Here is a 20,350-nt window from a genome sequence, read left to right as displayed (position 1 = left end):
CAGATCATGCCGGACTGTCGCCGCCGTCGCGCGACGCCCCCGCCGCTTGTGCCCTCCTGCGGTGCTCCGCGGCCTTCTCCTCGTAGATGGCCGCCATCCTCAAGTGGTACGCGGGGTCGTCCTGCTCGTAGATGTCGGGGATCCCGGACATGTCCTCGTCGCGCTCCTCCTCGGCCGCCAGCGCCTGGTAGGTGCGTACCCGCAGTTTGAGGAGAACGCCGGAGAGGACTGCGGCGATCAGGGAACCGATCAGGACCGCGGCCTTCACCTCGTCGGTGAGAGTGGCGTCCCCGGTGAAGGCGAGCTCACCGATCAGCAGGGAGACGGTGAAGCCGATGCCGGCGAGCGAGGCGAGCGCGAAGACGTCCGGCCAGAGCAGGTCCTCGTTCAGCTCCGCCCTGGTGAAACGCGCCGCCAGCCAGGTGCCGCCGAAGATGCCGAGTGCCTTGCCCACCACCAGGCCCAGCACGACGCCCAGCGTCTCGGGCCTGGTGAAGACGTCGCCGAGAGACTTGCCCGTGACGGTGACTCCCGCCGAGAACAGCGCGAACAGCGGGACGGCGATGCCCGCGGACAGGGGACGCACCAGGTGCTCGATGTGCTCGCCCGGGGACTGCTCCTCGCCCTCCCGGCGGCTGCAGCGCAGCATCAGGCCCATGGAGACACCGGCGATGGTGGCGTGGACGCCGCTGTTGTACATCAGCCCCCAGATGACGAGGGCGAGCGGCACGTATACGTACCAGCCGCGCACGCCCGTGCGCAGCAGCAGCCAGAAGAGGAGGAGACCGGCCAACGCGGCGCCGAGCGCCGGGAAGTTCAGGTCGTTCGTGAAGAAGACTGCGATGATCAGGATCGCGAAGAGGTCGTCGACGACCGCCAGCGTCAGCAGGAACGCGCGCAGCGCGGACGGCAGCTGAGTGCCGATCACCGCGAGGACGGCGAGGGCGAAGGCGATGTCCGTGGCGGTGGGGACCGCCCATCCGGCCGCGGAACCGTCGCCGAGCGTCGTGACCGTCAGGTAGACGAGGGCGGGCATGATCATGCCGCAGAGCGCGGCGATGACGGGCAGGGCAGCGGCCTTGGGGTCGCGGAGCTCTCCCACGACCAGTTCCCGCTTGAGCTCGATGCCGGCGACGAAGAAGAAGACGGCCAGCAGACCGTCCGCCGCCCAGTGTTGGACCGACAGGTCGAGGCCGAGCGACGCGGGCCCCACGTGGAAGTCGCGCACGGAGGCGTAGCTGTCGCCGAGAGGGGTGTTCGCCCAGATCAGTGCCACCACCGCGGCGAGCAGGAGCAGCACACCGCCGACCGTCTCCGCGCGCAGCGCGTCCGCGACGAAGTTCCGCTCGGGCAGCGACGGACGGCCGAAGAGCTTGGGAGTGGTCTTGAGCGCGGCCACGGTGCGTAACCTCCGGTCGGTCGGACACGACAAAACTGTTGCCGACCAGACTTCCCGGCGCACCTGAGATCCTTCGCTGCGCCATTGACGCGTTCTTTACTCTACCTAAAGACCCTGCGGCCCGTCGCGGGCGACGGGCCGCGGTCGGCCGCGCACGGCATGCGCAAGGCCCCGGCGCGGGTGCGCCGGGGCCCTGCGGTGCCCGGTGGATCCGGGGCGAGCCGGTCCCTCGGACGGTGTTGCGCGCCGGTCAGTCCTCGCTGGAGGCGCTGGGCAGGCGGGACTGGATCAGGTCCATCACGGAGGAGTCCGTGAGCGTGGTGACGTCACCGAGCTGACGGTTCTCGGCGACGTCACGCAGCAGGCGGCGCATGATCTTGCCGGAGCGGGTCTTCGGCAGCTCGGCCACCGGCAGGATCCGCTTGGGCTTGGCGATCGGGCCGAGCGTCGCGCCGACGTGGTTGCGCAGTTCGTTCACGAGGCCGTCGTCCTCGCTCGCCGTGCCCCGCAGGATGACGAACGCGACGATCGCCTGACCGGTCGTCTCGTCCGCGGCGCCCACGACGGCGGCCTCGGCGACCTTGGGGTGCGAGACCAGCGCCGACTCGACCTCGGTGGTCGAGATGTTGTGGCCGGACACGAGCATCACGTCGTCGACGCGGCCGAGCAGCCAGATGTCGCCGTCGTCGTCCCTCTTGGCTCCGTCGCCCGCGAAGTACTTGCCCGCGAAACGGGACCAGTAGGTGTCGATGAACCGCTGGTCGTCGCCCCAGATGGTGCGCAGCATCGACGGCCACGGCTCGGTGAGCACGAGGTAGCCGCCGCCCCCGTTGGGCACCTCGTGCGCCTCGTCGTCGACGACGGTGGCGGCGATGCCGGGCAGCGGGCGCTGCGCGGAGCCGGGCTTGGTCTCGGTGACGCCGGGCAGGGGCGAGATCATCATCGCGCCGGTCTCGGTCTGCCACCAGGTGTCGACGATCGGGGTCTTCCCGGAGCCGATGTGCTCCCGGTACCAGATCCAGGCCTCGGGGTTGATGGGCTCACCGACCGAGCCGAGGACGCGCAGGCTGGAGAGGTCGAACTTGGCGGGGATGTCGTCTCCCCACTTCATGAACGTGCGGATCGCGGTCGGCGCCGTGTAGAGGATCGTGACGCCGTACTTCTGCACGATCTCCCAGAACCGGCCCTGGTGCGGGGTGTCCGGCGTGCCCTCGTACATGACCTGCGTCGCGCCGTTGGCCAGCGGGCCGTAGACGATGTACGAGTGGCCGGTGACCCAGCCGATGTCCGCCGTGCACCAGTAGACGTCGGACTCGGGCTTGAGGTCGAAGACGGCGTGGTGCGTGTAGGCCGCCTGGGTGAGGTAGCCGCCGGAGGTGTGCAGGATGCCCTTGGGCTTACCCGTGGTGCCGGAGGTGTAGAGGATGAAGAGCGGGTGCTCGGCCTCGAACGCCTCGGGGGTGTGCTCGGCGGACTGACGGCCGACGACGTCGTGCCACCACACGTCGCGGCCCTCCGTGAACGCGGTCTCCTGGCCCGTGCGCCGCACGACCAGGACGTGCTCGACCTGCGGGCAGCGGGAGACGGCCTCGTCGATCGCGGGCTTGAGCGCGCTGGGCTTGCCGCGGCGGTAGCCGCCGTCGGCGGTGATGACGAGCTTGGCGTCGGCGTCCTGGATCCGGGAGGCGACCGCGTCGGCCGAGAAGCCGCCGAAGACGACCGAGTGGGCGGCGCCGATCCGTGCGCAGGCCAGCATGGCGACCGCGGCCTCGGGGATCATCGGCATGTAGACGGCGACGCGGTCGCCCTTGCGGACCCCGAGCTCGGTCAGGGCGTTGGCCGCCCTGGAGACCTCGTCCTTGAGCTCGGCGTAGGTGATGGCGCGGCTGTCACCGGGCTCGCCCTCGAAGTGGATGGCGACGCGGTCACCGTGGCCCGCCTCGACATGGCGGTCCACGCAGTTGTACGCGACGTTGAGCATGCCGTCCGCGAACCATTTCGCGAAGGGCGGGTTGGTCCAGTCGAGGGTCTCGGTCGGTTCGGTGGCCCAGTCGAGCCGCCGTGCCTGCTCGGCCCAGAAGCCAAGCCTGTCCGCGGCGGCCTGTGCGTACGCCTCCGCGGTCACGTTGGCGTGCGCGGCCAGCTCGGCCGGAGGTGCGAACCGCCGCTCTTCCTTAAGAAGGTTGGCCAGGCTTTCGTTGCTCACGACATCTCCCTTTCCCAGGGCGCCTTCTGTGCGTATGTGTCCCAGGTCATAGCTCATCAGCCAGAAGGCCGGGTGACAAGGGCCTTCGGGAAATTGGTTTAGACCTGTGGGGGGTGGCCCCTCGACCCCGGGCGGCGGGGAAGAGGAGCCACACGTTCCCACGGACACCGCACAGCGGCGGTTCAGCCGCGCGGTGTGCGCTCGGTCACGCGACGTGCACTCCGGGTCCGACGTGCATGGGTCCACGTGATCAGACGCGGGCCTTCTCCAGTACGGACGGGGTGGGCGCGACCCGGTCGAAGACCTGCTCGACGTCGTGGCCGGTCGCGCTCGTGAGCAGATATGCCTGGGCCTCGCCGACATGGAAGTACATGCCGTGCAGTTGCAGCGTGCCCTCGGCGAGCCGGCGGGCGACCGGCTCATGGGCCCGCAGATGCTCCAGCTGCTGGACCACATTGGTCAGGCACAGCTGCTCCACGGCGTCCGCGGGCATCCGTCCCGAGATCCTCGCCCACGCATGCCGACGGCTGCGCATGCGCTCCAGGCTGGGCAGGCCGTGCCGCAGCCAGCGGCGCAGCGGGGTCGGCGCGCCGTCGGGCGGGCTGTTCAGCAGGGCCTGCATCGCCCCGCAGCCCGAGTGGCCGCAGACCGTGATGGACTCCACCCCCAGCACGTCCACCGCGTACTCGATGGCGGCCGCGACGGAGTCGTCGCCGCTCTCCTCGCCAGGCAGTGGAACCAGGTTTCCCACATTGCGCACGGTGAACAGGTCGCCGGGGCCGCTCGCCGTGATCATGCTGGTGACCAGCCGGGAGTCGGCGCAGGTGAGGAACAGCTGTGACGGCTGCTGGCCCTCACGGGCGAGGCGCGCCAGCTCGTCGCGGACCAGGGGAGCGGTGTTGCGCTGGAACGCGCTGAGCCCGGTGGCCAGTTGATGCGCCTCGGCCGGCTGGGGGCGCTCGCCGCAGTGGTGGTTTCGCCAGGGCGTCCAGGGTCGGCAGCAGCCGTGCGCCTCCTGCGCGGGCTCGCTGATCCGCGCCCCGGACCGGCCCGTGAACTCCACGGTGCCGCCCTGCGCACTGTGCGACGTCTGCCAGTCGTGCAGCGCCTCGTACGCCGCGTGGTCCATGAAGGAGCCGTCCAGCTCGACCACGCAGTCGACGCCGTGCGGTACCTGTCCGAGGACCCGGCTCAGCCGGGGAACGGCCAGGAACGTCAACTGCCCGCGTACGCGCACGCGGTGGAAGGCGCCGTCCTCCTCGACGGTGATCCGGGTCCTGGTGAGCCGGTGCAGCGCGACCGTGACGGCGACCGCGATCCCGATCAACACGCCTTCGAGTACGCCGGTGAGGACGACAGCGCTGATGGTCGCCGCGTAGACCAGGATCTCTCGGTTGCGCTTGACGCTGCGCAGGTGCGTGATGTTGACCATCTGCACGCCGACCACCATGACCAGCGCGGCGAGCGTGGCCAGTGGGATCAGGTCGAGGACGGGCACCAGCAGCAGCGCGGCCACCGTGATCCACAGGCCGTGGAGCATGGTGGAGTGGCGGCTGACCGCTCCGGCGGAGACGTTCGCCGAACTGCGGACCGCGACGCCGGTGATGGGCAGTCCGCCGAGCGCGCCGGAGACCACGTTGGCCGCGCCCTGTCCGGTGAGCTCGCGGTCGAGGTCCGTGCGGGGGATGCGCACGTCCGGCTTCTTGCGGGCGGCGGCGAGCTTGTCGATGGCGACGGCCGACAGCAGCGACTCCACGCTGCCGACGAGCGTGATGGTGAGGACGGCGGCGAGCAGCCCGAGCACGGGCCCCTCGGGAAGCTCGGGGAGCGCGTGCGAGCGCCAGGAGGGCAGGTCGACACGCGGCTGGTGGAGCTGCGCGAACGTCGCGAGCGCGGTCGCCGCGGCGACGGCGGCCAAGGCCGCCGGAACGGTCCGCAGGATCCGTCCCGCTCGCCCCGGGATACGCGGCCACGCCAGCAGGACGGCGACCGTCAGGACGCTGACGGACAGTGCGGCCGGGTGCAGATGCGTCAACTGATCCGGTAGCGCGCCCACGTTGGCGAGAGCCGAGCTCTGCGGGGTGCCCCCGAGGACGATGTGCAGCTGTGCCAGGGCGATGGTGACGCCGATGCCGGCCAGCATTCCGTGGACGATCGCGGGGCTGACGGCGAGGGCGGAGCGCGCCACCCGCAAGGCGGCGAGGCCGAGTTGGCACAGGCCGGCGAGGACCGTGATGGCGCAGGTCGTGCGCCACCCGTACCGCTGGATCAACTCCGCGGTCACGACGGTCAGTCCGGCGGCCGGGCCGCTGACCTGGAGCGCGGATCCGCCGAACCGGCCCGCCACGATGCCGCCGACGGCGGCGGCGACGAGGCCGGCCTGGAGCGGCGCCCCGGTGGCGAGGGCGATGCCGAGGGAGAGCGGCAGGGCGATCAGGAAGACGGAGATGGATGCGGACAGGTCGGCGCCCGCGATATGGAAGCGCCGCCGTGGTCCGGTGGGAGGTGGACTGTGCGGGGCCTGGAAGCGGGCGGCCGGGGACATCGGCGGGTGATCGGCATCGTCGGTGCGGGTGGGGACGCAGGACATTCCCGTCTCCTCCAAGGTGGCGCGGTCGCGGAACGTGGGGGACGCGGCCGTGGGGCACGGCATGCAGCGGCGGGATGCTCGAATCGCACGAGCGCTCAACAGTAAGTAAATGGATCGTAATGCAGAGTAAAGACTCTGGCACGATTTTCTGGGCAAATAGGGCAATCAATCACCCGATTCAGTGATTAATCATTTCATTGCGGCCTGTCGGGCCGCTCCCCTCACTCCTGGCGAGCGACCGTGTCGACTCCATCCCCAGTCGGATAGTCGTATTGCCATACGAAAGAGGGTGGGCGGATGCTGGCCGCCACGAAGAAGGCCGCCGCCGTCGTCGGTGCGGTCGCCACGGCACTGATCGCAGGACTCACCGGCTGCTCGGGCGGTGGCGCTCAGGGCTCGGGCGACGCGGACACCGAGCACGGCGCTCCGGCTCCCAAGACCAAGGGTGTGGTCCGTCTCATCGGCGACGGCTCCACCGCCTTCACCGGCGCCCAGCCGGGCCTGCTCAAGCCTCAGCGGCTCAAGCCCGGTGAGAAACCACCGCAGTTCGTGGTGTTCTCGTGGGACGGCGCCGGCGAGGACAGCCAGAAGCTGTTCTCCCACTTCCGCAAGGTCGGCAAGAAGTACGACGCGACGATGACGTACTTCCTCAGCGGCGTCTATCTCCTCCCCGAAGAGAAGCGGCACTTGTACGCCCCGCCCCAGCGCGCGGTGGGCAGCTCCGACATCGGCTTCAACGACGTCCAGGGAATCAAGGACACCGTGCGAGAGCTGCGCGGCGCCTGGCAGGACGGCAACGAGGTGGGCACCCACTTCAACGGGCACTTCTGCGGCAAGAAGGGAGTGAACACCTGGTCCGTCAAGGAGTGGAAGAGCGAGATCCGCCAGGCCAAGTCCTTTGTGAAGAACTGGAGGACGAACGCCGGTCTCGCCTCGGCCGAGCCGCTCCCCTTCGACTACGACAAGGAACTCATCGGGGCCCGCACCCCGTGCCTCGAAGGCCGTCCCAACTTCCTGCGCGCGGCACGCGACCTCGGCTTCCGCTACGACACCAGCGGGATCAGCGAGCAGGTCTGGCCCAAGAAGGAACTGGGTCTGTGGAACCTGGCCCTCCAGATGGTCCCGGTCCCCGGCCGCGCCTTCGAGACGCTGTCCATGGACTACAACTTCATGGTCAACCAGTCGGGCACGTCCAAGGGCAACCCTTCGATGCACGAGTACTGGGGCAACCAGATGCGCGACGGCCTGCTGAAGGCATTCGACCGCGCCTACAAGGGCAACCGTGCGCCGCTCATCATCGGCAACCACTTCGAGTCCTGGAACGGCGGGACCTACATGAAGGCGATCGAGCAGACGATCGCCAAGGTGTGCGTGAAGAGCGACGTGAAGTGCGTGTCGTTCCGTCAGCTGGCCGACTGGCTGGACGCCCAGGACCCGCTGGTTCTCGAGAAGCTGCGGCAACTGGAGGTCGGTGAGGCGCCCAAGGGCGGCTGGTCCGACTTCCTCTCCAAGCCGCCGGTGGCCCCGGCCGGTCCGTCCGCCGGGCGGGACGCCGGGAAACGCGCCTCGCAGCGCTGAACGCGGCGCGACGCGAGGGCGGTCCGGACCGGCCGGTCCGCCCTCGTCGCGCGGATCAGCCCGGCTGTGGCACCAGCGCGTGCTCACCGAGCACGAACGCCGGGTCCACCTGGGCCGCCAGGTCCGCGCCCGTCTTCGCGTTGCCCCAGCTCTCCGCGTTCTTCAGATGGAAGTGCACCATCTGACGGGTGTAGCGCTCCCAGTCCCGGTGTGCGTACGAGTCCTCCGCCGCGTCCTGCAGGGTCTGCAGCGCCGTCCGATTGGCGGCCTCCAGCAGCTCGAACCGAGGCGCCCGGCCCTTCTCCATCGCCCGGACCCAGTCCGAGTGCCCCACCGTGACGAGCAGGTCGTCGCCCACCTCCTCCTGCAGGAACTCCAGGTCGTCCGGGCCCTGCACCTTGTTGCCCACGACCTTCAGCGACACCCCGAAGTCCCGGGCGTACTCCTTGTACTGGCGGTAGACCGACACCCCCTTGCGGGTCGGCTCGGCCACCAGGAAGGTCATGTCGAACCGGGTGAACATGCCGGAGGCGAAGGAGTCCGAGCCCGCGGTCATGTCGACGACGACGTACTCCTGGGGCCCGTCCACCAGATGGTTGAGGCACAGCTCGACCGCGCCGACCTTGGAGTGGTAGCAGGCGACGCCGAGGTCGGACTCGGTGAACGGCCCCGTCGCCATCAGCCGGATCTCGCCGTCGTCGAGCCGGACGGTCCGGGCGCACGCTTCGTACACCGGGTTGTCCTCGACGACGCGCAGCAGCCGGGAGCCCTCGCCGGGCGGCGTGGTCTTGATCATCGTCTCGGCCGAGGTGATCCTCGGGTTCGTGCCGCGCAGGTACTCCTTGATCAGCGGCAGGTGCGCGCCCATCGCCGGCAGGGCGGCAACCACCGCGTCGTCGAGACCGAGCGCGGCCCCCAGGTGCTGGTTGATGTCGGCGTCCACCGCGACGACAGGGGCTTCGGCGGCGGCCAGGTGGCGGATGAAGAGCGAGGACAGCGTCGTCTTGCCGCTGCCGCCCTTCCCTACGAAAGCGATCTTCATGTTCACCTAGGGTAGTGCTACGAGTGCTGTCCGTTGTCAAGGTGCGTGAAGAAGACCACTCCAAGGTGGGGCAACGGCCGGTCGGCGCGTAGCCTCGCTACCTATGAGTACGAACGCCTCGCCGGCCGACCCTCTCGCCACCCTCGGCACGCTGCCGGGCGTCGCCGACTCCGTGGACTCCGTACGCAAAGCCGTCGACCGGGTCTACGGGCACCGGGTCATGCGGCGGCGCAGCAACGAGATCACGTCGGAGGCCGCCCTCCGCGGAGCCCGTGCCTCCGCTGCCCTGTCCGGTGCCGACTGGGCGCTGGAGGAGGTGCGCCGGCGCACCGACTTCGGCAGCGAGCCCGAGGCGCGCACCGTGGGTGCGGCGCTGCGGCTGACCGCGGAGGCGGGCCAGCTTCTGTCGATCTGGCGGCAGTCGCCCCTGCGGGTGCTGGCCAGGCTGCATCTGGTCGCGGCGAGCGGCAGCGACACCGCCGAGGCGGTGGGCAGGCCGCGCCTGTCCGGCGAACCGGTCGACGAGCCGCTGATCGAGGCGCCTCTGCCCGGCGCGGCCGAGGTGGCGGGGCGTCTGGACGGGCTCGCGGAGCTGATCATCAGGGGCAGTTCCGCACCGGCACTGGTAACGGCGGCCGTGGTGCACGGCGAGCTGCTGGCGCTGCGCCCGTTCGTCTCCCGCAACGGTCTGGTCGCGCGGGCGGCCGAGCGGATCGTGCTCATCGGCAGCGGCCTCGACCCGAAGTCGATCTGCCCGGCCGAGGTCGGGCACGCCGAGCAGGGGCGCGCTGCCTACACCGCGGCCTTCGAGGGCTACCTGTCGGGGACGCCGGAGGGTATGGCGGCCTGGATCGCCCACTGCGGGCGGGCCGTGGAGCTGGGTGTCAGGGAGTCGACGGCGGTGTGCGAAGCGCTGCAGCGCGGTGCGGCCTGAGGGGACGCCCCTGAGGGCGGAACGCCCGGAGTCCTGACGAAAAGGGTTGCGGCGGTACCAATTGGTACCGCCGCTGGCATGTCCGCCCAGTTACCATGCGTCCTCGAATGTTGCCCATCAGGTCGGGAACTTTGCCCGTCACCTGGTGTAGCTGGCCCGTAATCGACGGGTCGACGTCGCGTGGGTGCTCGGCTTCCATGCTTCGGTCCGTGGGGCCTTCTCTGCGTTTAAAGGTGATCCTTTCGGATGTCCTCGGTCTCGCGGGCCGTTAAGTCCTTTGTACTACCGCAGGCCGGGAAGGGAAAGGCCTGCGCGGACTTCTTTACTTTTAGGTTCAAATACGGGCGAACCGGGTGCCGAGTTCGGCCGTCGCGCGGGCCGCGCGCGCCGCTCCCCGGCGGCGGTTGGCGTACCAGACGAGCCCGGCGGTCGCGGCCGCCGCTCCGACCGCCGCGGCGGCCATCAGAGCCGGACGGGGTGGCATCGAGAAGGCCGGCAGCCGCTGCTTCAGCCGCACCGGCTTGTTGAAGGCGAGAACCGGCCAGCCCCGCACCGCCGCCTCGCGGCGCAGCGCGCGGTCCGGATTCACGGCGTAGGGGTGGCCCACCGCCGAGAGCATCGGGATGTCGGTCGCCGAGTCGCTGTACGCGTAGCAGCGGTCCAGGTCGTAGCCCTCCGACGCGGCGAGCTCCCGGACCGCCTCGGCCTTCGTAGGACCGTACGCGTAGTACTCCACCTCGCCCGTGAAGCATCCGTCGTCGCCGACGATCATGCGGGTGGCCACGACGCGGTCCGCGCCGAGCAGCTCGCCGATGGGCTCCACGACCTCGGCGCCGGACGTGGACACGATGACCACGTCCCGGCCGGCCATGTGGTGCTCCTCGATGAGGGAGGCGGCCTCGTCGTAGATGATCGGGTCGATGAGATCGTGCAGCGTCTCGGCGACGATCTCGCGGACCTGCTGCACGTTCCAGCCCTTGCAGAGCGCGGACAGGTACTTGCGCATCCGTTCCATCTGGTCGTGATCGGCGCCGCCCGCGAGAAACACGAACTGGATATAGGCGGTGCGCAGCGCGGCACGCCGACTGATCAGCCCGCCTTGGTAGAAGGACTTGCTGAAGGTCAGCGTCGAAGACTTCGCAATGACCGTCTTGTCCAGATCAAAGAAGGCGGCTGTGCGCGGCAAGGAGTGGTTTTCCACGGGGTGAGCATATGTGCCCGCCATTCGGCGTACGCTGGGCGCGTGGGTTTGCCTGAGAAGGCTCTCGGGTACACCATGGAAGTCACGGATCGTTCGCGACCGTGCTAACCCGGTCCGGCTCCTCCCCCCCCGAGTCGGCCGGAGAGACGACCCCCGCTCTCCCCCCCGGCGGGGGTCGTCGCATGTCCGGACGGGGTTTCCCCTCATCTTCGCGGCCGTTGCCGCCTGCCGCCCGCCTCGTCGCCCTCGGGAGACATGGAAGGCACACCCCCGGATTCGTCACTATGGGTAGTTGTCGTGCTGCGCTCCGAGACCTTTCGGTCTCTCACCGGTTCGGGCTACGGAGATATTCACAAGTGGCCGGTTGTCCACAGTTTTTCGGCAAGATCCACACGGTTTTTCGGCGAGCTGCACCGTGATTCCAGCCGCGAAGTTCGCGGACCGAGGGAATCACGGATCTCGCCGTGTGCGAGATCGCCGGGAGAGGGGTGGAGATCGTGGCCGGATCCATCACATCGGAGCGTCCCCGCACTGCCGAGGAGCGCCGCGCGGGACCGCTGATCGTCACCGAGGACGTGGACCTGCTCGACGACCTGCTGCGGCTCTGCGCGGCGGCGGGGGCCGAGCCGGACGTCCACCACACGGTGCCCGATCGCAAGGGTGTCTGGGAGGGCGCGCCGCTGGTCCTCGTCGGGGACGACGCGGCCGAGCGGTGCCGCGGGGCCACCCGCAGGCGCGGGGTGCTGCTCGTGGGTCGCGACCAGGACGACCCGGACGTCTGGCGGCGGGCAGTGGAGATCGGTGCCGACAGTGTTCTTCGCCTGCCCGACGGGGAGGGCTGGCTCGTCGACCGGATCGCCGACGTCGCCGAGGGCGTCGGACGGCAGGCCCTGACGGTCGGAGTCATCGGCGGACGGGGCGGCGCGGGGGCGTCGACGCTGGCCTGCGCCCTCGCCGTGACGGCCGCCCGCGCCGGCCGGCGCACCATGCTCGTCGACGGGGACCCGCTCGGCGGTGGCTTGGACGTCCTGCTCGGCGGCGAGCAGACCGAGGGCAGACGATGGCCCGACTTCGCCGCCTCGAAGGGTCGCGTCGCCGGCGGTGCACTGGAGGAGTCCTTGCCGGAGCTGCACGCGCTGCGGGTGCTCAGCTGGGACCGCGGGGATTCCGTCGTCGTCCCGCCCGAGGCGATGAGGTCGGTGCTCGCGGCGGCGCGCCGCCGGGGCGGGGTGGTCGTCGTCGACCTGCCGCGCCGTGTCGACGAGGGTGTGGCCGAGGCGCTCGCCCAGCTCGACCTGGGGCTGCTGGTGGTGCCCGGCGAGCTCCGCGCGGTCGCCGCGGCGAACCGGGTCGCCTCAGTGGTGGGCATGGTCCTCTCGGACCTGCGCGTGGTCGTCCGCGGCCCGTACGCCTCCGGGCTGGACGAGCAGTGGGTGGCGGCCGCGCTCGGTCTGCCGCTCGCAGGAGAACTGCCCGTGGAGGCGGGGCTGTCGGCGGACCAGGACGGTGGAGCGCCGCCGGGAGCGAGCGGACGAGGGCCGCTGGCCAGGTTCTGCACGGCGTTCTGGGAGAAGGCGCTCGCCGGGGAGACGGTCTCATGAGCACCGGACTGCTGGAGGCCGTACGGCAGCGGCTGGCGGAGAGCGGCGCCGAGCCGACACCGGCCAGGGTCGCGGCAGCCCTGCGGGCGCAGGGGCGCCTGCTGGGGGATGCCGAAGTTCTGGGCGGTACGGAGAAGTTACGGGGTGAGCTGGTGGGCACGGGACCGTTGGAGCCCTTGCTGTCCGACCCGTCCGTCACCGATGTGCTGGTCTCCGCGCCGGACCGGGTGTGGGTGGACCGGGGCAGGGGCCTGGAACTCACGGAGGTGACGTTCCCGGACGCGGCGTCCGTGCGCAGGCTGGCGCAGCGGCTCGCGGCGGTGGCGGAGCGCAGGCTCGACGACGCCCGGCCCTGGGTGGACGCCCGGCTGCCGGACGGGACGCGGATGCACGCCGTGATTCCACCGGTGGCCGTCGGCTCGACGTGCCTGTCGCTGCGAGTGGTGCGGCCGCGGGCGTTCTCGGTGCGGGAGCTGGTCGTGGCCGGGACGGTTCCGCCGGACGGGGACCGCGTGCTGCGGGCGCTCATCACGGCCCGGCTCTCCTTCCTGATCAGCGGCGGGACCGGTTCGGGGAAGACGACCCTGCTGAGCAGTCTGCTGGGGTTGGTCGGGGAGCGGGAGCGCATCGTGCTCGCCGAGGACTCGGCCGAGCTGAGGCCAGACCATCCCCACGTGGTGCGGCTCGAATCGCGCACCGCCAACCAGGAGGGCGCGGGACGGGTGACCCTGCGGGATCTGGTTCGCCAGGCACTGAGGATGCGGCCCGACCGGCTGGTCGTCGGAGAGGTCCGGGGCGCCGAGGTCACGGAATTGCTGGCCGCGCTCAACACCGGTCACGAGGGAGGCTGCGGCACCGTGCACGCAAACGCGGCGGCGGACGTGCCCGCGCGACTGGAGGCGCTGGGGACCGCGGCGGGGCTCGACCGGGCGGCACTGCACAGCCAGTTGGCCGCGGCCCTGTCCGTCGTCGTCCATCTCGCACGGGACGCGGACGGCCGGCGGCGCATCGCGGAGGTACACGTGCTGGAGCGGGATGCGGCCGGGCTGGTGGTGACGGTTCCGGCGCTGAGGTGGGGCGCGGAGGCATTCGCGCGCCAGGAGGGCTGGCCGCGGCTTCGCGCCCTGATCGGGGAGGCGCTGTGAGGGCCGCCGAGTCGATGTGTGCGGCGGCTGTCTGCGCCGGGGCCGCCGCCTGGCTGATCACGGGCCAGGACCAGGGACTGCGCCGGGCGAGGCTGCTCTTCGCGGGCGGGGGTGCCGTCGCCGAACCGCCGTGGTGGGCGTGGGAGCGCCTGCTGCCGGTGGTGCGGCTGCGCAGGGAGTGGCTGTGCCTGCCGGTGGCGCTCGTGGTCGCCGTGCTCGGGAAGTCCGTCGTGCCCCTCGTCGCAGGGGCGGCGGCGGTGCCGTTGGTGCGGCGGCGGTTGCGGGCCCGGGAGCACAGGAAGGAGGAGGACCGCAGGGCCGAGAGGGTGGTCGCGCTGTGCGGCGCGGTCGCGGGGGAGCTGCGGGCGGGCCTCCAGCCGGGGCAGGCGCTGTTGTTCGGCGCCCGGTCCACCAAGGCGCTCGGTCAGGAGGAGGCCGCCGTCCTGGCGGCGGCGCGGTTCGGAGGCGATGTCCCCGGGGCGCTGAAGGCCGCGGCTCGGCAGCCCGGCGCGGCGGGGCTGGCCGGATTCGCCGCCTGCTGGCGGGTCGCTGTGGACAGCGGTGCGGGGCTGGCCGCCGGCCTGGACCGGCTGGAGGCGGCGCTTCGGGCGGAGCGGGACCAACGGGAGGACCTGGCCGCACAGTTGGCGGGCGCATGGTCGACCGTCGTGCTCCTCGCGCTGTTGCCCGTCGCCGGGCTGGGGATGGGCTGGGCGCTTGGCGCGGACCCGTTGGACGTGCTGTTCCACACGCCGGGCGGTATCGCCTGCCTGGTCGCCGGAGGGCTGTTGGAGGCGGCCGGCCTGTTCTGGGCAGGGCGGATCGTGCGGGCGGGTGAGGAGACATGAGCCCGGACGTCGTCCACAGGCTGGGGGCGGTGCTGGCGGGCCTGGCGGCGGTGAGCTGTCTCGGCTCGCTGATCGCGGCGCACCGCCGTGGCAGGGCGGTGCGTGGACGGATCGAGGCGCTGCTGTCGGTGGAGCGGGAACAGCGCCGCAGCAGAGCGCAGTTGGCGGCCCGGGCCAGGAAGTGGGCGGCGCCGTTCGGCGCGGCGGCTCTCTGTTACGTCCTGATCGGCGGCGCGGTGGGCGCCACTGTGGGGATCGCTGCGGCACTTGGCGTACGGCACTGGCTCCTGCGCCGGGAGCGTGCCGCGGCGGTGGTGGCCGAGACGGAGGGAGCCGACGGCGGGAAGGAGGCGGCACGACAACTGCCGCTCGCCGCCGACCTCCTGGCCGCCTGCATCTCGGCCGGCGCGGGACCGCGTGAGGCGGCGGAGGCCGTGGGCGAGTCGCTGGGCGGTCAGCTCGGGGAACGACTCGCCAGGGCCGCGGCCGAGCTCAGGCTCGGTGGCGAGCCGGCACACGCCTGGGGCCGGTTCGGCGCGACAGCAGGGGCCGGCACGCTGGCCCGCTGCCTGGAGCGCGCCGACCTGACGGGCGCCCCGGCCGCGGAGCAGGTGACGCGGCTGGCGGAGAGGCTTCGCGCGGACCGCGCCCGAGAAGTGGCGGCGCGCGGCCGGAAGGCACAGGTGCTGATCACGGCACCCGTGGGCCTGTGCTTCCTGCCCGCCTTTCTCGCCGTCGGCGTCGCACCGGTGGTGATCGGGCTGGCCGGCGGACTGCTGGCCGCCGACTGACCGCACCGATTTCTCACCCGTACAAGAGCACTACGAAACCAGGGAGTCGAACATGTGGAAGACGTTGTGGCACCGGCTGTGCGAGAGCGGGGCCGACGGACGCGGGCCGCTCGGAGGCCGGCTCGGAGGACTGCGCGGCCGGCTGGCAGGACTGCGGACGGACAAGGGCATGACCACATCCGAGTATGCGGTGGGGACGATCGCCGCCTGCGGCTTCGCGGCCGTTCTGTACAAGGTCGTCACGAGTGACGCCGTGTCGAAGGGGCTCCAGGCGCTGATCGGCAAGGCCCTCGATGCCCAGTTCTGAGAGGCCGGGCGCGGATCCGGCCGGGCGAGGCGACCGGGGGTCGGTGACCGCCGAGGCGGCTGTGGCGGTTCCTGCGCTGGTTCTGTTCGCCATGGCCCTGGTCTGGGCGCTGATGGCCGCGTCCGCGCAGATCCAGTGCGTGGACGCGGCGCGGGCCGGGGCACGGGCGGCGGCCAGATCGGAGCCGCGTGCGGCGGCGCTGGCCGCCGCACGCTCCGCGGCCCCTTCCGGCGCACGGGTCACCCTGTCCAGGACAGGCGACCTGTGGCGGGTCCGGGTGCAGGCGGATACGCCCGGACCCGGTGCGCTGGCGCTGACGCTGAGCGCGGAGGCGGCGGCCCTGGCCGAGGACACGGTGGGGCAGGGCACGGACGACGCCTCGGCCGGCGGCGCCGCAGCCGTACGGCTCGACGGGGTACGGGCGACCGCGGTGCGTGCTGCGGCCTGGGCCGGAGCCGCTGTGCCGGGCGGTACGGCGGTGGCGCCATGAACCGGGACCGGGGCTCGGCCACCGTCTGGGTGGCATCCGCCACCACGGTGCTGTGCGCGGTCTTCGCGCTGGTGCTGGCGATGGGCCAGGCGGTCGTGGCACGGCATCGGGCGGGCGGGGCCGCCGACTTGGCAGCCCTGGCCGCGGCCGACCACGCCCTGAGCGGCCGGGCCGCGGCGTGCGCCAAGGCGGCCGAGGTCGCCCGGGCGCAGGAGGCGGAGGTCACCAGGTGCGTGGTGCGGGGCGAGATCGCCGACGTGACCGCCCGCTCCCGCTTCGGGCCGTACACACCCGAAGTCAGGTCGAGGGCGGGGCCGCCCGAGGGGGCGGCCGACGGAGAGACCCACGCGACACGGACCCGACCGCCCGCACCGTCCCGCCGCCGGGCCCCGCAGGGTCGCCCTACGACGGGGCGCCGGGTGGCGCTCCCTGCGTCGCCGGTCCGGTCGTTTCCGCGGCAGGCCGACCCTCAGGCTCGCCCTCCGGTGCCTCCGCCGGTCCGTCCGCCGACGGGGCGGACGGACCGTCTGCTCGCTCGCCCACCGAGTCATCCATCGGTTCGTGCGCCTGTTCCTCCGCCGGCTCGCCCGCGGTCTCCCGGGCAGCCGCACCCCGGGACTCGCCCGGGCCCCATTCGCCCGGCGCCTGGGCCGGAGCGCTACGGAGCAGTTCGGTGAGCAGGCGAACCGCGCCGCGTTTGTGCAGCGGGTCGTTGCCGTTGCCGCACTTGGGGGACTGGATGCACGAGGGGCAACCGGCCTCGCACTCGCAGGAGGCAATGGCCTCGCGCGTCGCGGTGAGCCACTCGCGGGCCGTGTGGAAGGCACGCTCGGCGAAGCCCGCGCCACCCGGATGCCCGTCGTACACGAAGACCGTGGGGAGCAGCGTGTCGGGATGGAGCGGGACGGACACACCGCCGATGTCCCAGCGGTCGCAGGTGGCGAACAGCGGCAGCATGCCGATCGAGGCGTGTTCGGCCGCGTGGAGGGCTCCGCCGAGCTGTTCAGGACCCACGCGTGCGGCGTCGAGCTGGTCCTCGGTGACCGTCCACCACACGGCCCGGGTGCGCAGGGTGCGGGGCGGGAGATCGAGCTTCGACTCGCCGAGCACTTCGCCGGTGACGAGCCGGCGGCGAAGGAAGGAGACGACCTGGTTGGTGACCTCGACGGAGCCGTAGCACAGGCGCCCGTCCCCCCACGCGACCTCGATGTCGGTGTCGAGCACGGAGATGGAGGTGGTGTCCCGTGCGGTGGTCGAGTACGGAGGATTGGCCTCCTCGACCAGGGCGACCGAGTCCTCCAGATCGAGCTGTGCGACCAGGTAGGTGCGGCCCTGGTGCAGGTGAACGGCGCCGTTGTGGACGGCCGTGTGGGCGGCCGCCTCGTCGACGGTGCCGAGCAGGCGGCCGCTGGAGGCCTCGACGATCTGGACGGGGCGCCCGCCGCCGCCGCGGATGTCGGTGAGATCGGCGGCCCGCTCGCGGCGCGTCCAGTGCCAGCCGGACGCGCGCCGGCGCAGCAGCCGGGCGGTCTCCAACTGGGGCATGAGTTCCGCGGTGGCGGGCCCGAAGAGCTTCAGGTCGCCTTCGGTGAGCGGGAGTTCGGCCGCGGCGGCGCACAGGTGGGGAGCGAGGACGTAGGGATTGTCCGGGTCCAGGACGGTGGACTCGACCGGCCGCCGGAACAGCGCCTCGGGGTGGTGGACGAGGTAGGTGTCCAGCGGGTCGTCGCGGGCGACGAGGACGGCCAGGGCGCCCTGACCCGAGCGTCCCGCGCGGCCGGCCTGCTGCCACAGGGAGGCACGGGTGCCCGGGTATCCGGCGATGACGACCGCGTCGAGCCCGGAGACGTCGACGCCGAGTTCGAGGGCGGTGGTGGCGGCGAGGCCCAGGAGGTCGCCGGAGTGCAGGGCGCGTTCGAGGGCGCGGCGTTCCTCGGGTAGGTAGCCGCCGCGGTAGGCGGCGATGCGCTGCGGCAGCGAGCGGTCGACCTCGGCGAGGCGCTCCTTGGCGATCACGGAGATGAGCTCGGCGCCCCGGCGGGAGCGTACGAAGGCGACGCTCCGCACGCCCTGCACGGTCAGGTCGGTCAGCAGGTCGGCGGTCTCGGCGATCGCGGTGCGGCGGACCGGCGCGCCCTTCTCGCCGTGGAGCTCGGTCAGCGGCGGCTCCCACAGGGCGAAGACGAGTTCGCCGCGGGGGGAGGCGTCGTCGGCGACCTCCCGGACGGGCAGGCCGGTGAGACGGCCGGCGGCGACGGCCGGGGCCGCGGCGGTGGCCGACGCGAGCAGGAAGACGGGGTGCGCCCCGTAGCGGGCGCACAGGCGGCGGAGGCGGCGCAGCACCTGGGCGACGTGGGAGCCGAAGACGCCCCGGTAGGTGTGGCACTCGTCGATCACGACGTAGCGCAGGGTGCGCAGGAAGGAGGACCAGCGCGGGTGGGACGGGAGTATCCCGCGGTGCAGCATGTCCGGGTTGGTGAGGACGTAGTTGGCGTACTGCCGCACCCATTCGCGTTCCTCGACGGGCGTGTCGCCGTCGTAGACGGCTGGGCGGACGCGGGTGCCGAGGGGCGCGGCGAGCTCCCGGACAGCGCGGAGCTGGTCGGCGGCGAGGGCCTTGGTGGGGGCCAGGTACAGGGCGGTGGTGCCGCGGCCGTTCGGGGCCTCGGCGCCGTCGAGGAGGGTGCTCAGGACGGGGGCGAGGTACGCCAGGGACTTGCCCGAGGCGGTGCCGGTCGCGATGACCACGGACTCGCCGTCCAGGGCATGCTCGGCGGCGGCCGCCTGGTGGGCCCAGGGGTGGTCGATGCCGGCCTCCTGGACGGCGGCGATCACTTCCGCGCGGATGCGGTCGGGCCAGACGGCATGCCTGCCCGGTCGCGGGGGCAAGTGCTCCGTATGAGTGATGCGCGCAGCCCGGTTCGCCCCCGTGGTGAGCCGGTCGAGGACCGCACCGGGGGAGGGGCGGGTTTCCCCGCTCTCGGGAGGTCGTCTGGGACGGTGATTCTTGGCCATCGGCACCGAGTGTGTCACTGGCGTGACGGACAATGGTCCCAAGGCGTCGTGCATGGCTGCTGGTAAGTGATTGAATGCCATCGCGGCTGGCGACCGTCTTCCGGCTCCGTCGGGGAGACCTGAGGGGACGGCCGCTCGATAGCAAGGTGCTGGAGGATCCGTGGACCTGTCCCTGTCGACTCGCAATGTGTCCGGCCCTGGTGGCGACCGTACGGTCGTCGAGGTCGGTGGCGAGATTGATGTGTATACCGCGCCCAAGCTGCGCGAGCAGTTGGTCGAGTTGGTGAACGACGGCAGCTACCACCTGGTCGTCGACATGGAAGGCGTGGATTTTCTCGACTCCACCGGCCTCGGCGTGCTCGTCGGCGGCCTGAAGCGCGTGCGCGCGCACGAGGGCTCCCTGCGCCTGGTGTGCAACCAGGAGCGCATTCTCAAGATCTTCCGGATCACGGGTCTGACCAAGGTGTTCCCGATCCACACCACGGTCGACGAAGCCGTCGCGGCGACCGACTGACACTCGGCCGGAGACCGCCGGAAGCAGTGAGGGGCACCGGGCATCCAGCCCGGGCCCCTGAGAGGCACGCCCATATGCCCGAGGGGGATCTGCATGGCCACCGTTGAGCTCCGCTTCAGCGCCCAGCCCGAGCACGTCAGGACGGCCCGGCTGGTCGCCGCTGCCGTGGCACGCAGGGCCGGGGTCGACGAGGCGGTGCTGGACGAGGTCCGCCTCGCCGTGGGCGAGGCGTGCAGCCGCGCGGTCGGGCTGCACCGCAGCCACGGCCTCACGGCGCCCGTGCGGGTGCTGCTGTCCGAGGAGGAGAAGACCTTCTCGATCGAGGTCGGGGACGAGGTTCCCGGCTCGGGCGGCGGTGCCGGTCCGGGCGGGCGAGCCGCGGACGAGGAAGCCGACGCCGAGGGCGAGGACGAGATGGGGCTCGCGGTGATCAGCGGCCTCGTCGACGACATGGAGGTCTTGTCCTCCGAGGACGGCGGCGTGATCCGGATGAGCTGGCCCGCAGCACCGCCTGCGGTGGCCACCTGATCCGTCCGGGCCGACCGTCCCTCCGCCCCGCTCCTCCGCCGACCAGGCCTCGCCATGACCCGTTCGGCCCAACGCGGGCCGACCGAATCGACGAGCCTGTCCGGGCGCCGGGAGGCCGTCGTGGCGGACCGGCCAGATTCGGCGGACGGCGCCCTGTCCGT

At 71.8% G+C, this 20,350-nt stretch carries 16 protein-coding genes and 1 pseudogene; 11 read left to right on the top strand and 6 right to left on the bottom strand.

Features of this window, described 5'->3' with window-relative positions; translation table 11 throughout:
- Positions 1–4: 4 nt before the first annotated feature.
- The 3 genes from nhaA to ACWD0A_RS19650 form a co-directional block, all read right to left on the bottom strand.
- Positions 5–1,399 carry a Na+/H+ antiporter NhaA gene (gene nhaA / locus ACWD0A_RS19660; protein WP_451299731.1) on the bottom strand — a complete coding sequence of 465 codons (1,395 nt, stop codon included), beginning with the start codon at positions 1,397–1,399 and terminating at the stop codon, positions 5–7.
- Between the two features lie 250 nt (positions 1,400–1,649).
- Positions 1,650–3,605: an acetate--CoA ligase gene (gene acs / locus ACWD0A_RS19655; RefSeq protein ID WP_451299730.1), complete on the bottom strand. Its 1,956-nt coding sequence runs from the start codon at positions 3,603–3,605 to the stop codon at positions 1,650–1,652.
- Between the two features lie 250 nt (positions 3,606–3,855).
- Positions 3,856–6,195: a SulP family inorganic anion transporter gene (locus ACWD0A_RS19650; RefSeq protein ID WP_451299728.1), complete on the bottom strand. Its 2,340-nt coding sequence runs from the start codon at positions 6,193–6,195 to the stop codon at positions 3,856–3,858.
- A 297-nt stretch (positions 6,196–6,492) separates the two neighbouring features.
- Here ACWD0A_RS19650 and ACWD0A_RS19645 point away from each other — a divergent pair, with 297 nt between their 5' ends.
- Entirely contained in the window at positions 6,493–7,773 is a 1,281-nt protein-coding gene (locus ACWD0A_RS19645; protein ID WP_451299726.1) for a hypothetical protein, read from the top strand.
- 55 nt (positions 7,774–7,828) lie between these two features.
- Here the strand turns inward: ACWD0A_RS19645 and ACWD0A_RS19640 are convergent, their stop codons facing one another.
- Entirely contained in the window at positions 7,829–8,815 is a 987-nt protein-coding gene (locus ACWD0A_RS19640) for an ATP-binding protein (protein WP_451299724.1), read from the bottom strand.
- Positions 8,816–8,918: 103 nt separating this feature from the next.
- Between ACWD0A_RS19640 and ACWD0A_RS19635 the strand changes: the two genes are divergently transcribed.
- Positions 8,919–9,749, top strand: a complete 831-nt coding sequence (locus ACWD0A_RS19635) for a Fic family protein (protein ID WP_307714262.1) — start codon at positions 8,919–8,921, stop codon at positions 9,747–9,749.
- A 334-nt stretch (positions 9,750–10,083) separates the two neighbouring features.
- Here ACWD0A_RS19635 and ACWD0A_RS19630 read toward each other — a convergent pair whose 3' ends face one another.
- Entirely contained in the window at positions 10,084–10,974 is an 891-nt protein-coding gene (locus ACWD0A_RS19630) for an HAD family hydrolase (protein ID WP_451299721.1), read from the bottom strand.
- Positions 10,975–11,447: 473 nt separating this feature from the next.
- Between ACWD0A_RS19630 and ssd the strand changes: the two genes are divergently transcribed.
- The 7 genes and pseudogenes from ssd to ACWD0A_RS19595 all read left to right on the top strand — a co-directional run.
- Positions 11,448–12,551, top strand: a complete 1,104-nt coding sequence (gene ssd / locus ACWD0A_RS19625) for a septum site-determining protein Ssd (protein WP_451299719.1) — start codon at positions 11,448–11,450, stop codon at positions 12,549–12,551.
- Positions 12,548–13,696, top strand: coding sequence for a TadA family conjugal transfer-associated ATPase (locus tag ACWD0A_RS19620; RefSeq protein ID WP_451299717.1), 1,149 nt, complete (start codon positions 12,548–12,550; stop codon positions 13,694–13,696). The genes ssd and ACWD0A_RS19620 overlap by 4 nt, the downstream gene beginning before the upstream one ends.
- A 14-nt stretch (positions 13,697–13,710) precedes the next feature.
- A complete protein-coding gene (locus tag ACWD0A_RS19615) occupies positions 13,711–14,544 on the top strand; it encodes a type II secretion system F family protein (protein ID WP_451299847.1) in 834 nt (277 codons plus the stop codon).
- A complete protein-coding gene (locus ACWD0A_RS19610) occupies positions 14,541–15,335 on the top strand; it encodes a type II secretion system F family protein (RefSeq protein ID WP_451299715.1) in 795 nt (264 codons plus the stop codon). Before ACWD0A_RS19615 ends, ACWD0A_RS19610 begins: the two co-directional genes overlap by 4 nt.
- A 52-nt stretch (positions 15,336–15,387) precedes the next feature.
- Positions 15,388–15,642 carry a DUF4244 domain-containing protein gene (locus ACWD0A_RS19605; RefSeq protein ID WP_451299713.1) on the top strand — a complete coding sequence of 85 codons (255 nt, stop codon included), beginning with the start codon at positions 15,388–15,390 and terminating at the stop codon, positions 15,640–15,642.
- The gene (locus ACWD0A_RS19600; protein WP_451299711.1) at positions 15,629–16,132 is read left to right on the top strand and encodes a TadE family type IV pilus minor pilin; all 504 of its coding nucleotides are present in this window, start codon (positions 15,629–15,631) and stop codon (positions 16,130–16,132) included. Before ACWD0A_RS19605 ends, ACWD0A_RS19600 begins: the two co-directional genes overlap by 14 nt.
- Positions 16,129–16,389, top strand: a pseudogene (locus ACWD0A_RS19595) (Rv3654c family TadE-like protein); the annotation flags it as partial. The gene ACWD0A_RS19600 and the pseudogene ACWD0A_RS19595, both read left to right, overlap by 4 nt.
- A gap of 145 nt (positions 16,390–16,534) precedes the next feature.
- On the opposite strand, the gene ACWD0A_RS19590 reads toward ACWD0A_RS19595, so the two are convergent.
- Positions 16,535–19,228, bottom strand: a complete 2,694-nt coding sequence (locus ACWD0A_RS19590) for a DEAD/DEAH box helicase (RefSeq protein WP_451299709.1) — start codon at positions 19,226–19,228, stop codon at positions 16,535–16,537.
- Positions 19,229–19,307: 79 nt separating this feature from the next.
- Here ACWD0A_RS19590 and ACWD0A_RS19585 point away from each other — a divergent pair, with 79 nt between their 5' ends.
- Together ACWD0A_RS19585 and ACWD0A_RS19580 are read left to right on the top strand one after the other, a co-directional pair.
- Positions 19,308–19,661 carry an STAS domain-containing protein gene (locus ACWD0A_RS19585; protein WP_003967428.1) on the top strand — a complete coding sequence of 118 codons (354 nt, stop codon included), beginning with the start codon at positions 19,308–19,310 and terminating at the stop codon, positions 19,659–19,661.
- Between the two features lie 93 nt (positions 19,662–19,754).
- Positions 19,755–20,189, top strand: a complete 435-nt coding sequence (locus ACWD0A_RS19580) for an ATP-binding protein (protein ID WP_451299707.1) — start codon at positions 19,755–19,757, stop codon at positions 20,187–20,189.
- The last annotated feature ends 161 nt before the right edge of the window (positions 20,190–20,350 follow it).

The organism is Streptomyces sp. NPDC002867 (assembly GCF_053591895.1).
This window is presented reverse-complemented; position numbering and strand designations above follow the sequence as displayed.